This window comes from Curtobacterium sp. MCBA15_007 (assembly GCF_001864905.1).
Taxonomy (GTDB): domain Bacteria; phylum Actinomycetota; class Actinomycetes; order Actinomycetales; family Microbacteriaceae; genus Curtobacterium; species Curtobacterium poinsettiae.
On sequence record NZ_MJGM01000056.1, the window covers coordinates 93060 to 106274 of the forward strand.

The 13215-nt window shown below is 71.7% G+C and carries 12 protein-coding genes; 6 read left to right on the forward strand and 6 right to left on the reverse strand.

Going from position 1 to position 13215, the window contains the following annotated elements; translation table 11 throughout:
* The 5 genes from BIU95_RS14235 to BIU95_RS14255 form a co-directional block, all read left to right on the forward strand.
* A partial coding sequence (locus BIU95_RS14235; protein ID WP_071251967.1) for a hypothetical protein occupies positions 1-691 on the forward strand: 691 nt, incomplete at its 5' end.
* A 203-nt stretch (positions 692-894) separates the two neighbouring features.
* Positions 895-2562 (forward strand): ABC transporter substrate-binding protein, encoded by a 1668-nt coding sequence (locus BIU95_RS14240; RefSeq protein ID WP_071252045.1) that lies wholly within the window; start codon positions 895-897, stop codon positions 2560-2562.
* Positions 2559-4361 (forward strand): ABC transporter ATP-binding protein, encoded by a 1803-nt coding sequence (locus BIU95_RS14245; protein ID WP_071251968.1) that lies wholly within the window; start codon positions 2559-2561, stop codon positions 4359-4361. Before BIU95_RS14240 ends, BIU95_RS14245 begins: the two co-directional genes overlap by 4 nt.
* Positions 4358-5293 carry an ABC transporter permease gene (locus BIU95_RS14250; RefSeq protein ID WP_017888404.1) on the forward strand — a complete coding sequence of 312 codons (936 nt, stop codon included), beginning with the start codon at positions 4358-4360 and terminating at the stop codon, positions 5291-5293. Before BIU95_RS14245 ends, BIU95_RS14250 begins: the two co-directional genes overlap by 4 nt.
* Positions 5290-6294 (forward strand): ABC transporter permease, encoded by a 1005-nt coding sequence (locus BIU95_RS14255; RefSeq protein ID WP_017888405.1) that lies wholly within the window; start codon positions 5290-5292, stop codon positions 6292-6294. The genes BIU95_RS14250 and BIU95_RS14255 overlap by 4 nt, the downstream gene beginning before the upstream one ends.
* A gap of 259 nt (positions 6295-6553) precedes the next feature.
* On the opposite strand, the gene BIU95_RS14260 is transcribed toward BIU95_RS14255, so the two are convergent.
* The 6 genes from BIU95_RS14260 to BIU95_RS14285 all read right to left on the reverse strand — a co-directional run bounded on the left by BIU95_RS14260 (position 6554) and on the right by BIU95_RS14285 (position 12130).
* Positions 6554-7018 (reverse strand): DUF2087 domain-containing protein, encoded by a 465-nt coding sequence (locus tag BIU95_RS14260; protein ID WP_071251969.1) that lies wholly within the window; start codon positions 7016-7018, stop codon positions 6554-6556.
* The gene (locus BIU95_RS14265; protein WP_071251970.1) at positions 7018-8337 is read right to left on the reverse strand and encodes a GNAT family N-acetyltransferase; all 1320 of its coding nucleotides are present in this window, start codon (positions 8335-8337) and stop codon (positions 7018-7020) included. The genes BIU95_RS14260 and BIU95_RS14265 overlap by 1 nt, the downstream gene beginning before the upstream one ends.
* Before the next feature lie 951 nt (positions 8338-9288).
* A complete protein-coding gene (locus tag BIU95_RS17840) occupies positions 9289-10062 on the reverse strand; it encodes a signal peptidase I (RefSeq protein ID WP_228499920.1) in 774 nt (257 codons plus the stop codon).
* Complete coding sequence (locus BIU95_RS14275; protein WP_020381115.1) at positions 10059-10955, reverse strand: hypothetical protein; 897 nt, start codon at positions 10953-10955, stop codon at positions 10059-10061. Before BIU95_RS14275 ends, BIU95_RS17840 begins: the two co-directional genes overlap by 4 nt.
* On the reverse strand, positions 10952-11530 hold the full coding sequence (locus BIU95_RS14280; RefSeq protein WP_071251972.1) for a TasA family protein: 579 nt from the start codon (positions 11528-11530) through the stop codon (positions 10952-10954). The genes BIU95_RS14275 and BIU95_RS14280 overlap by 4 nt, the downstream gene beginning before the upstream one ends.
* A 45-nt stretch (positions 11531-11575) precedes the next feature.
* On the reverse strand, positions 11576-12130 hold the full coding sequence (locus BIU95_RS14285; RefSeq protein WP_056070388.1) for an alternate-type signal peptide domain-containing protein: 555 nt from the start codon (positions 12128-12130) through the stop codon (positions 11576-11578).
* 395 nt (positions 12131-12525) lie between these two features.
* On the opposite strand from BIU95_RS14285, the gene pnuC reads away from it, so the two are divergent.
* Positions 12526-13191, forward strand: coding sequence for a nicotinamide riboside transporter PnuC (pnuC, locus tag BIU95_RS14290; protein WP_071251973.1), 666 nt, complete (start codon positions 12526-12528; stop codon positions 13189-13191).
* The last annotated feature ends 24 nt before the right edge of the window (positions 13192-13215 follow it).

A 13215-nucleotide genomic window follows, 5' to 3' on the forward strand; every position in this document is an offset into this window, starting at 1 on the left:
GCCGCAGCAGTACGGCCAGCAGCAGCAGCACGCAGGCACGCCGCAGCACGGGGCCGACGCCGACAAGGTCGCCCTGGCGAAGTACGACTACCTGCTCCGCACCTCGTCGCCGGAGCAGCTCGAACAGGTCCACCACGACGCCTTCGCGCGGCTCACCCCCGGGCAGCGCCAGCAGGTCCGCGACCGCCTGAACTCCGAGCTCCCGCCCCACGAGCACCTGCGCGACGACTCGGCGGGCGGCATGGCCCGTGCGATGACCCGCGGGGAGATGTCGCGTCCGGGTCTGGTCCGACGGGTCCTCGGGGGTTCCGGCCGCTCGGGCAACGCCAACGGCAACGGTCGCGGCCGCGCCGGGGCCTTCGCCGGCGGTGCAGCGGTCGGCGCTGGCGCGATGGCGTTCGGTGGCCTCGCCGCCGCGGTGGCCGGGGGAGCGGTGCTGAGCGCCGCCGCCGGTCCGGTGCTGGCCGGGGCTGCCGACCTCGGCGTGGACTTCGAGGGCATCGCCTCGGGCATGGGTGACCTCGGGCTCGGTGACCTCAGCGGTGGCGTCGAGGGACTCGCCGGTCAGGGTGAGCAGCTCCTCGGTGGCTTCGGTGAGCAGGCCGCGGGCTTCGGTGAGCAGGCGTCCGGTCTCGGCGAGCAGGCGTCGAACCTCGGCAACGACTTCCTCGGTGGGCTCTTCGACCGCTGACACACGACGGTGCGAACGCATCGGGAATAGCGGGACGGCGTCCGGCGCTTGCAATGTTTCGTCGTGCGTCGTCCGACGCACGCGAGATTCGGACGGGCCACCGTCGCGGTGTCAGGATGGATGCCGCCCGGCGGGTGGACCGTTCCGCCGTCGCAGCGACCGCCACCGCGATCGCGCCCCCTTCCCCGAGGAGCAGCCCCGTCATGAGACGCCCCAACCGCCTGACGATCACCGCGGCCGTCGCCGCAGCAGCAGCCCTGGTCCTGACCGGCTGCTCGGGTGGGGGCTCGTCCGACGACGGCGCCGACGGCACGGCCAAGGGCGGCACGCTCAACATCCTGACGCCGCAGACCTCGTTCCACCTCGACCCGGCGACCAGCCAGAGCCTCGGCATCACGTCGATGGGGCTCGTCGCGCGTCGACTCACCACCTGGGACGTCGAGCCGGGCAAGACGGCGAAGGTCGTCCCCGACCTGGCGACCAACACCGGCGTCTCGAGCGACGACGGCAAGACCTGGACCTACACGCTGAAGGACGGCGTCGAATTCCAGGACGGCACGCCGATCACCACGAAGGACATCAAGTGGGGCATCGAGCGCTCGTTCGCGCCGACGCTGAGCGGTGGCCTGAGCTACCACAAGTCGCTCCTGGTCGGTGGTGACTCCTACAAGGGCCCGTTCGACGGCAAGTCGCTCGACAGCATCGAGACCCCGAACGACAAGACCATCGTCTTCAAGCTCAACGCCGCGTACGGCGACTGGCCGTGGCTCGCGTCGATGCCGGCGTTCACCCCGGTGCCCGAGGGCGACGGCAAGGACACCGGCGCCTACGACCTGAAGCCGGTCGCGTCCGGCCCGTACCAGGTGCAGTCGAACACGCAGGGCTCGCAGGTCACGCTGGTCCGCAACAAGAACTGGAGTGCGAAGACCGACGAGGTCCGCACGGCCGGCCCGTCGAAGATCGTGTTCAAGGAGAGCCAGGACCAGTCCACGGCCACGCAGACCCTGATCGCGGACAACGGCGACGCCAAGAACTCCTTCGGGGCGATCTACCTCGGTGCCGCGGAGCTGAACCAGGTGCGCAGCAACCCGGCCGCCCAGGACCGCCTCGCCACCTCGAAGGCCGGCCCGATCAGCTACATGGCGATCAACACGCAGCGCGGTGCGCTCAAGGACCTCAAGGTCCGACAGGCCCTGCAGTACGCCGTCGACCGCAAGTCGTTCCGGATCGCCGCAGGCGGCGCGATCGCCGGGTCGTACGCCTCGACCCTGATCACCCCGGGCATCGCGGGGCGCCAGGACTACGACCTGTACAAGACGAAGGCCACCGGCGACGTCGACAAGGCGAAGCAGCTGCTCAAGGAGGCCGGTGTCTCGGGCCTGAAGCTGACCCTCGTCACGCAGAACGACCCGACGTACCTCGCCCAGGCGCAGGCGCTGCAGTCCGGCCTGAAGCGTGCCGGGATCACGGTGACGCTCAAGCCGCTCGACTACGACTCCTTCACGCAGGCGACCACCAACGGCACCGACTTCGACCTGTCGCTGTCGAGCTGGCAGCCGGACTTCCCGAGCGCGAACGCCAACCTCCAGCCGCTCTACGCCTCGTCGCAGATCGGTGGCGGCGGCTACAACGTCTCGAAGTACCGCAACCCCGAGGTCGACGCCCTCATCGTGAAGGCGAGCTCGACGGTCGACCAGGACGCCGCGCAGAAGCTCTGGGCCCAGGCCGACCAGAAGATCATGGCCGACGCCCCGGTCGTACCGCTGATCTACGCGAAGCAGTCGTTCCTCGCCGGGTCGAACGTGCAGAACTTCCAGATCGCGGACTTCCCCGCGTACCCGAACTACCTCAAGGTCTCGCTCAAGCAGTGACCGATCCGATCCTGCAGGTCGAGGGGCTCCGCGTCGCGTTCGGCGACGCGGAGCCCGTCGTCCGTAACGTCTCCTTCGACCTGACGCCCGGCCGGGTCCTCGCCCTGGTGGGGGAGTCCGGCTCGGGCAAGTCCGTCAGCGCCATGAGCGTGCTCGGGCTCCTGCCGACGCAGGCCACGGTGTCCGGCAGCGCCCGGTTCCGCGGCGAGGAGCTCATCGGTGCCCCCACCGAGACCGTGCGCGCCGTCCGTGGTGCGGGCATCGGGGTGGTGTTCCAGGAGCCGATGAACTCGTTCACACCGGTCCTGTCGATCGGCACCCAGATCGCCGAGGCCGTCCGGGTACACCCGTCGGGACTCGACCGCGCCGGGGTCCGGGCACGCGTCGACGAACTGCTCCGTGACGCCGGGCTCGCCGACCCCGAGCGCATCCGGAAGGCCTACCCGCACGAACTGTCCGGCGGCCAGCTCCAGCGCGCGATGATCGCGATGGCCCTGGCCGGCGACCCGGTCGCACTCTTCGCCGACGAGCCCACGACCGCCCTCGACGTCACCGTGCAGGCCGGCATCCTCGACCTGCTGCGGCGGCTCGGCCGCGAGCGTTCCCTGGCCGTGTTGCTCATCACCCACGACATGGGCGTGGTGGCGGACGTCGCGGACGACCTGCTGGTGCTGCGTCGCGGCGACCCGGTCGAGCACGGGACCGTCGCCGAGGTCTTCGCACACCCGACCGCCGACTACACGCGCGAGCTCCTCGCGGCCGTCCCCAGCCTGGAGGCGCGTGGAAGCTCCGCCGAGCCGCTCGCGTCGACCGAGACTCGGCCTGCCGGACCGGACGCGGCTCCGGCAAGCCGCAATCTGTCCGCAGACGCGAGCACCGCCTCGGCCCCGGCCGACGTCGACGACGCGAGTCGCGCCTCTCCCCACCGGCACGGCCGGCCCGCCGCTGGCGCGTCGGACCGGAACCGGCGGCGTGGGCCCAGTCCGCTCGTGGCACGCCTGCGCGACGTCGCCGTGCGGTACTCGCGCCGAGGCGGACCCACCGTGTCCGGTATCGACCTCGACCTGCACGCCGGTGAGACCGTCGGCCTGGTGGGCGAATCCGGTTCCGGCAAGTCGACGATCGGGCGTGCGCTCGCGGGCCTGGTGCCCGTCGTCGCCGGCTCGGTCGAGGTGGACGGCAGCGACCTGCGCACCGCTCGCGGACGCCGGCTGCGCGAACTGCGCAGCCGGGTCGGCATCGTGTTCCAGGACCCGGCGTCGTCGCTCAACCCGCGGCAGACCATCGGCTGGAGCATCGCGGAACCGCTGCTCGTGCACGGCACCGACTCCGCAGCCGAACGCGCCGAGCGTGTCCGCGAACTGTTGATCGCCGTGCAGCTCGACCCGACGTGGGCCGAGCGGTTCCCGCACCAGCTGTCCGGCGGCCAGCGGCAGCGAGTCGCCGTCGCGCGTGCGCTCGCGCTGCGGCCGGCACTCGTGATCGCCGACGAACCGACCTCGGCACTCGACGTGACGGTGCAGGCCGCCGTGCTCGACCTGCTCGCCGGCCTGCAGCAGGAGTTCGGCTTCGGCATGCTGCTCATCAGCCACGACCTCGCCGTCGTCCGCCAGCTCGCCGACCAGGTGATCGTGCTGCGCGACGGCCGGATCGTCGAACGGGGGAGTACCGACGCGGTGCTCGACGACCCGCAACAGGACTACACGCGCATGCTCCTCGCCGCAGCGCCCGTCGCCGATCCCGTGCGACAGGCCGCCCGCCGCGAGGCGTGGCGCGCGTGGGAAGGAGTGGCCTCGTGACGGCCAATGTCGTCGACCGACCGGTCGCACCGTCCGGCCGTACGACCGGCTTCCGGGCCGTCGTGCGGCGGGTGCGGCAGGACCGCTGGGCGGTGGCCTCGGCCGTCGTCATCGCGGTGTTCCTGGTGGTCGCCGTGGCGGCCCCGCTCATCGCGAAGGCGTCCGGGCAGGACCCGTACTCGTACGACATCGACGCGCTCAACTCGTTCGGCGCTCCGCGCGGTCCGGGCGGCGGCATCAGCGGCGAGCACTGGTTCGGCGTCGAGCCCCTGACCGGGCGCGACCTGTTCTCGATCGTCACGTACGGCGCGCGGACCTCGCTCGGCATCGGACTCGCCGCCACCCTGGTGTCGATCGTCATCGGCGTGCTCGTCGGCGTCACGACCGGGTTCTTCGGCGGCTGGTACGACCGGGTGCTCTCGCGGGTCGTCGACGTGATCTTCGGGTTCCCGTCGCTCGTGTTCATGATCGCCCTCACCGCGATCGTGCCGTCGTCGTTCCCGAAGCCCGTGCTCGTCGTGCTCGTCATCGGGTTCTTCGGCTGGCCGGCCGTGGCCCGTGTCGTGCGAGGGCAGACGCTGTCGCTCGTCAGCCGGAACTACGTCGTGGCCTCCACCGCGATGGGTGCCGGCCGGTGGCACGTCATCCGCACGCAGCTGCTGCCGAACCTCGCCGCGACCATCACCGTCTACGCGACGATCTCGATCCCGTCGATGATCGGTGCCGAGGCCGCGCTCTCGTTCCTCGCCGTCGGGGTCAACCCGCCGACGCCGTCGTGGGGTCGCAGCATCGGTGACGCCATCGGATGGGTGCAGACCGACCCCATGTACCTCGTGTTCCCCGGAGCCGCACTGTTCCTCATCACCCTCGCCTTCAACGTGCTCGGCGACGCCCTGCGCGACGCCCTCGACCCGCGAGGGGGCACCGCGTGAACGCCGCGACCCTGCGCTTCCTCGCGATCCGCCTGCTCGGTGCGGCGGTCGTGCTGCTCGTCGTCGCGGCCATCACGTACGCGCTCTTCATGCTGCTGCCGACCAACCCGGCGCGGGCGATCTGCGACAAGCCCTGCACCCCGGACCGACTGCGCGAGGTGCAGGCGTTCCTGGGCACCGACAAGCCCTGGCTCGCACAGTTCGGCGCCTACCTGGCCGGCATCTTCACCGGCCGGACCTTCGGCAGCGGCAACAGCGTCATCGAGTGCGCGGCACCGTGCTTCGGGTACTCGTTCCAGCTGCACGAGAGCGTCACCGAGCTCATCCTCGCGCGCCTGCCCGTCACCGCCTCGATCGCCGTCGGAGCCGCTGTGCTGTGGCTCGTGGCCGGGGTGTTCGGGGGCACCGTCTCGGCGCTGCGTCGCGGCACCTTCGTCGACCGGGCCGTGATGACGGTCGCGGTCGCGGGTGTCTCGTCGCCGGCGTACCTGGTCGGACTGCTCGGCATCCTGCTGTTCGGGTTCGTGCTCGGGATCCTGCCGACGAGCGGCTACGTGGCCTTCGGTGACGACCCGGTCGGCTGGTTCACCCACCTGATCCTGCCGTGGTGCGTGCTGGCCTTCATCAGCGCTGCGATCTACGCCCGGTTGACCCGCGGCGAGATGCTCGAGTCGATGTCGCAGGACTTCGTCCGGACCGCTCGGGCCAAGGGACTGCGCGAGCGCCAGGTCGTCGTGCGGCACGGACTCCGGACGGCGATCCTGCCCGTGGTGACGCTGTTCGGGCTCGACCTCGGGTCGCTGCTCGGCGGTGCAGTCATCACCGAGAAGGTGTTCTCGATGCAGGGTCTCGGCGCGCTGCTGATCGACGCGGTGCACACGCTCGACCTGCAGGTGGTCGTCGGCTTCACGCTGTTCTCGGCGCTGCTGATCGTGACCGCGAACGTGATCGTCGACATCGTCTACGCGTTCGTCGACCCGCGGGTGCGGCGCCGGGCGTAGGGCGCGGTCGAGCCTCGCACCGTGCGGGGCTCGCTGGTTCGTGCGAGGTCCGGTCCGACGCGGGCCCGTCGCACGGTGCGGGGCGCGCTGGTCCGTGCGAGGTTGCCCGCTCCGTGCTGCACTACGGCGCCGCACCGAGCGGGTAGCCCGTCACGGTCCGACGAACCCTGCACCGTGCGTCTGCGCCGGGCCCGGCTCGCCCCGCCCTGCGACGGCTGCCCGCCCCGCCCTGCCCCGGCTGCCCGCCTGCCCGGCTGCCTCAGGCCGGGCGCCCCACGAACCGGTAGACCGAGCCGTCGTCGGTCCGCGTCAGCACACCGAGGTCCACCGCATCCCGGCGCACGATGGACACGTCGGCCGCCAGCATGCCGATCGCGGCGTTCAGCACGGCCTCCGGCACGGCGCGGTCACGCCCGAGGCGCTCGAACACGAGCTCCACGATCCGGACGGACAGCGCATGTCGTTCGACGTCCTTCACCGGCATCCGCTCGATCCGGTCGAACTCGAGCACCGCTGCCGGCGACTGCAATCGCTGGAGTTCCCGTGCCGTCCGACCGAGCACCGCGGCGTCGGGGCCGTCGTCGGTGACCCAGTCGAACGAGCCGACCGCCGCCCGGGTGCGGTCGTCGGCGGGGGCTCCGGCGAACACCGCCGCACGGAGGGCCGGGGACGCCAGGACGGAGACGACCTGACGCGCCCGGCCGACCACCCGGGCGACGTCCATCAGAAGTACGTGATGCCGTGCGGCGTCCGCGGCGGCAACAGCATCGCGCGGAGCAGCTCGACCGACGCCGGGTCCGCAGCGCGGACCAGGCCGGCGGCCGCCAGGGTGACGGGGGAGACCGAGCCGATCAGCACCGCACCGAGCTCCGCGACGTCGAGCTGGACGTCAGACCCGGCCACGTCGACGTCGTCGGCGACGCGCGTGACGGTGCCACGGGCCTCCTGGACGTCCAGCCGGTACGTGCCGGTCGTGTGGCCGAGCGCATCGGTGACCGCGAGTGTCAGCGAGCCGTCGGTGGCGAACGGCCTCGACTCGAGCACCGCCGCCACGTCGAGCACGCGCAGCCAGACGTGGTCCTCCTCGTGGTCGACGTCGTACGCACGGTTGTCGCCGAGCGCCGCGACGATCGGGTCGTCGAGGCGGGACCGGGTGTACTTCACGACGTCGTTGAGGTCGACCGACAGCAGGAACTCCCACAGGGCGGTGTAGGCCCGGTCGTCCGCGTAGACCAGGTCGACGATCTCGAGCGCGGTGTCGGAACCGCTGGTCTCCTTGACGCGCCAGGTGACGTAGCCGTCGATGTCGTCCGAACCGTCGGGCCGGTGCACGGCAGCGCGGACGTCCTTCGCCTTCTGGCCGTCGGGGCCACGCAGGCCGAAGACGACGTCCCAGGTGCCGGTGTTGCGGAGCATGGAGCCGGGGGTGCGGGCGTGGAAGCGGTCGAAGACGGCTTTGCCCGGGCCGTCGGCGAGCCACTGCGGCGTCACGACCGACACCGTGCCGGAGGTCGGCGCCAGCAGGGGGAGCGCGCGTTCGCGGCGGACGTGGATCGCGCGCTCGCGGATGGCGCTGCCGAAGCCGAAGCGGCGGTAGATGGTGCCCTCGGACGCGGTCAGCGACGCCACGGCGTAGCCCTCGGCGACGCCCCGCTCGAGCGCGTGCGTCATCATCCGGCGCAGGATGCCGCGGCGGCGTTCGGTCGGACGGACGGTGACCGCGGAGATCGCCTGGGTGTCGACGGAGGACCCGTCGCCCCAGCTCAGCGCCTTGCGGAACCAGGTGAAGGTGCCGGCCGGCCAGGTCTCGTCGACGGACCCCGGGAACGGCTTCCGCACGTAGACCCCGAGGAAGGTCTCTTCGTCGGCGATGAAGTGCGACGCCATGCGGGCTGCGCCCTCGGCGTCGGGGTCGGCTTCGTGGAAGCCCATCCCGACGGCCTGCATCCACGGTGCCGTCTCGGCGTTCGGTGCCCCCTTGCCGTCCGTCCCGGGCGCGAACTCGCGCAGCTCGTAGCGGTCGTCGAATGCATCGTTGCTCACGTTCCGACACTATCGGGACCGGGTGACGTCGCGACAGCCGGGTGGTCTGCGTGGGGTCACGTGCCGGGAGTTGGGCGCGGGGCGCACGGTGCGGGGTTCGTGGGTCAGGGCGGTGGAGGTGGCTCGGTGCGGGGTTGTGGCGGGGCACGGGGCGGGCAAGTTCGCACGGGTCGGGCGATCCGGCACGGTGCGCAGGCGCGACGAACCGGCACCGCGCGACGAACCCTGCACCGCACGACGAACCCTGCACCGCACGACGAACCCGGCGCGGTGCGGTTCCGTGGTCGCGTCCTGGGGGCTCGCACGGAGCCGCACGGTGCGGGGTTCGTGGGCCGGGGCGGTGGAGGCGGCTCGGTGCGGGGTTGTGGCGGGGCACGGGGCGGGCAAGTTCGCACGGGTCGGGCGATCCGGCACGGTGCGGCTCTGCTGCTCTGCGGCAGGAGCTCGCACCGGGAGCGGGAACGCGCACGGAGCCTCCGGCACTGCAGGGTGCGCAGGCGCGACGAACCTGCACCGCACGACGAACTCCGCACCGTGCGACGGGCGGTGCCGTGTCAGTCGGTCGCGCCCCGCGGGGGATCGACGAGCAGTCCGACGCGGTCGGCCAGGTAGTCGGCGAGGGGGACGGCGGCGCCTGCCGTCGGGGACCACCGGACGGAGGGCACGTCGTCGGCGACGAAGAGCACGCCGTCGGCGGCGACCAGGGTCTCGTCGACGGGGATCGGGACGGCGCCGTGGTTGACCGTCTCACCGGCGGCGAAGTGTCCCTTCGCGGCGGCGGCACGGTAGGCGCGACGGACCTCGGCGGAGACCGACTGGTACTGCGAACGACCGGGTTCGGTGACCCGGGTGATCGACCCGGTGGCCCAGACACCGCCGGCGGTCTCGGGGGACGACCCGATCAGGAGCGCTCCGACCCGCCACACCCGCCCGAGCGGCCGCATGGTGGGGTCACGACGGATCCCGAGGACGGCCTTCGGCTGGACGTACTCGCCGAGCGCTTCGTCGGGGACGTCCGCGGCGCGGAGCAGTCGGGCCGCTGCGTCGAGGAGCTCCCGCGCCCGCTGCACTCCGTCCGTCACGTCCACCGAGCCTAGACCGGGTGGGGGTCGTGGTCTCGGTGGTGCTCCGTCCGACGTGGTGTGCTGCGCTGCGACGCCCGCGGCCGGTGCCCGCCCGACGACGACGGGCGGTGCTGACGAAGCCGGCGGTCATCATGACCGCGCCGTACGTCAGGAGCACGCCGGCGACCAGCGGGATGAGCCAGCTGCGCGACCCGTTGACGAGCTGGTTGACCAGGCCGATGTCCGGGACGCTGTACCAGAGGACTCCGCGGATCTGCACGGCGGTGACGGGGGCGGGGTCGGCCTCGGCGTTGTTGTCGCCCTTGAGGACGAAGGTCCGTCCGCCGTCCGACGACGAGGACACCGACACCACGCGGTGGCTGATGACCGCGGGCTGGCCGGAGACGATCTGGTAGGTGACGACGTCGCCGACCTGGATGTCCTCGACCGGGGTCGGCCGGACCACGAGCAGGGTGCCCGGGGGGAGTGTCGGCTCCATCGACTGCGTCAGGACGGTGAGCGGCATCGACCCCGTGGCCTTCGGGACGACGATCAGCACGACGGCCAGCGCAGCCACGATGAGCAGGAGCCCGGTGCTGAGCCCGAACGCGACGGCGCGGACGACCGCTCGCCACCCGGTGCGTGGGGCGGGGGTGCTCATGCGCCGCATCGGATCGCCGCCCCGTTGTCCTGCGTGAAGAGCGTGACCTTGCCGGTGCCCGCGACGGTCGAGGTGGGGTTGCCGGCGCTGTCGAGCACCTTGACGGTGACGGTGAGCGTGCCCGAGGTGCCGGCGCTCGCGGGGACGTCCGGCGGTGCGATCGTGATGAACGCGGAGTAGTCCTGCGCCTTCTTCCCGACCGGGGTCGAGCCGACGAAGGCCCCGTACCAGGTGTCCTGCGGGCGGTTCGCGGCGTCCCAGCGCACCTCGACGTACCAGCCGCCGTGGTCGGTGCAGACCAGCGACGGGGTGGTGTCGACGGTCGCCGCCGGGGTGGTCAGCGTGAAGCTGCCGGTGACGACGCCCGAGCTCCAGGTGCCGCTCGTGACGGTGAGGCCGACGTTCACCGTGGTGGTCGCACCGGCCGGGGCCGACGACTGCAGGGTGCTGCGCGTGCACCAGATCGCGGAGGCCCCGGCGGCGAGCTTCGCGCTCATGCTCGGCAGCGACGCCCAGGTTCCGCTGACGGATCCGGTTCCGACGGCCGTGCTCGTGGTGCAGGCCGTGGTCGAGGCGACCGGCCAGGCGACGACGGTGACGGCCTTGGCGAGTGCAGTCGAGCTGCCGGAGGCGACCGAGACCGTGGTGGTGGCGGTGCCGCCGAGGGTGCCCGAGTCGGTCAGGGTGATCGGCTTCGTCGTCGAGGTGACGCTCGCCGAGAAGGCGGTGGTGAGTGCGCTCGTGCCGCCGATCGACGCCGTGACGGTGCCGACCGTCGTGCTCGCCGCGGTGGTGCCCGAGGCGCTCCACAAGGCCCACGCGGCACTCGAGGTGCCACCGACGAACACGGCGGTGAGGAGCACGGCGACGAGGAGCCGGAGGCGGCGGTTCATGCGGCGACCTGCGTTCCGGTGACGGTGAGGGTGAAGTCGGTGGTGGCGCCGGCGACGGTCTGCGGGGCGTCGGCGTCGAGGGCCATCTCGAGGCACGCGATCCCGCTGCCCCCGGCCGGCAGGGTGACGACACCTGAGCCCGTGTCGAAGGTGGCGAGCCGCGCGCTCGTGCCGGTGAGCCCGGGCACGCACTTCGCGGTCGACGACACCATCGCGAGGTGGAGCGTCAGCTCACCGGACGCCGCCGCGACTGATGACTTCGAGGACGTCGTCGTGACGCGCACGGAGAGCGGGATCGACCCGGTGTTCCGCATGGTGAACGTGCCGGTGGTGCTGGTGCCCGGCCCGAGGACCGCGGTGTTCATCGCCGTCGTGCCGCCGACGGTGATGGTCGCCGTCGCGGAGCGCACGGTGGTGGCGGCCGTGCTGGCCGTGCCGTTCCAGAGTGCGTAGGTGCCGCCGACGCCGAGGAGCGCCGTGCCGACCGCGACGACCAGGCCGAGCGCGACCGGCCACACCCAGCGGTGGCGTCGGGAGGCGCGGTGGCGTCCCGTCGTCCGCGGTGTGGCGGTCATGTCCCTGCTCCTGGTCGTCGTGGTCGGTGGGGTGCGATCGGTGGGTCAGGAACCGATCGCGGTCTGGGTCAGCGTGAAGGCGAGCGCGCTGAGGTTGAGCGAGCCGCCCTGACCGGTGGTCGCGGCGGCGGGCAGCGTCACGGTGAAGACGACCTTGACCGTCGAGGTGGACGACGACGGCGAGACGACGAAGGTGTTCGCGTTCGACGAGGACTGCACGATCGAGGCGCTCGTCGACGTGACGGCCAGCGTCTTCGTCGTGGCGGCGATCAGCGCGCTGTCACCGGTGATGCTCTGGTTGGCGTAGGTCAGGTTGGCCTTGAGGTCCTGGCCGGTCGCGCCGATGTTCAGCGTCTGCGTGAACTGGAACGTGTTGCCCGGCACCATCAGCGCCTTCGTCGGGTCGATCGCGGCGGAACGACCGTTCGTGATGTCGGTCCAGGCGCCGTCGTTGTTGGCGCTGAGCGTCAGGGTGCCGGCGCTCACCGCGGACGCGGCGCTCGAGGCGCTGGCGTTCCAGAGGGCGAACGTGCCGGCACCGCCGAGGAGGAGTGCGACGCCTGCTGCGCCGGCGATGGCACCGGTGACGATCTTGTGCATGGAGTGGTTCCGTTCCTGCGTGCCTGGGCGCGCTGAAGCCCACCGGGGACGTTCGGGTGTCCTGCCCGGTGGGGAGGTTGTCATCGACCCAGTGGTTGGAAGGGGTCGCGGCTGACCGGTGCCGAGAACGGTCGCCGGGCCTCTGAGCGCAGGGACTGCTGCTCGGGCGGGCTGGACTCGCTCTGGGGACGACGTTAGCTGTCCCCCAAAGTGCGGACAAGCGAGAACGAGCGTTCACCGGGACCCCAGAACGGGGGGCATTTGAGTCCTCGTGTTGGAGGACATGGTTTGTACCCCGATTTCTGGGTGTGCGCTCCGTGCGGACAGGGGAAACCCGGAAGGAATGCCGGTACGGGTGGCGTCGTTGCACCGTCCGGCGGAAACGAGGAGGGCCCATGGACATCGTGCGTTGGTTGTTCGACGCGCAGATCGTCATCGGCGACCAGACGGTGCTGTGGCGTGAGGTGATCGGCAACGTCTTCGGGTTGCTCAGCGCCCTCGGCGGCATGCGTCGCAAGGTCTGGGCCTGGCCGGTCGGACTGGTCGGCAACGCCCTGCTCTTCACCGTCTTCACGGGTGCGCTGTTCGACACCCCCAACCCCGTCAACCTGCTCGGCCAGGCGGGCCGTCAGGTCATGTTCATCATCGTGAGCGTCTACGGCTGGTACCGGTGGACGCACCGCCCCGAGGACGCGACGACCGTGATCGACCCGCACTGGGCCTCCTGGCGGTCCCGCCTGCTGCTCGTCGTCGGCCTGGTCGGCGGCACCGCCCTGCTGACCCCCGTCTTCCGCGCGCTCGGATCCTACGAACCGGTGTGGAGCGACGCCTGGATCTTCGTCGGCTCGCTGCTCGCCACCTACGGCATGGCCAAGGGGTGGGTCGAGTTCTGGCTCATCTGGGTGGCGGTCGACCTGGTCGGCGTGCCGCTGCTGTTCTCCGCCGGGTACTACGCATCGGGGCTGATGTACGTCTTCTACGGCGTCTTCACCCTGACCGGGTTCTTCGTGTGGATGCGCCAGCGGGTCCGCCCGCCGGCGGCGCCGATCACCGTCGGCTGACGGCCTGGGGGCACGGCCCCCGCT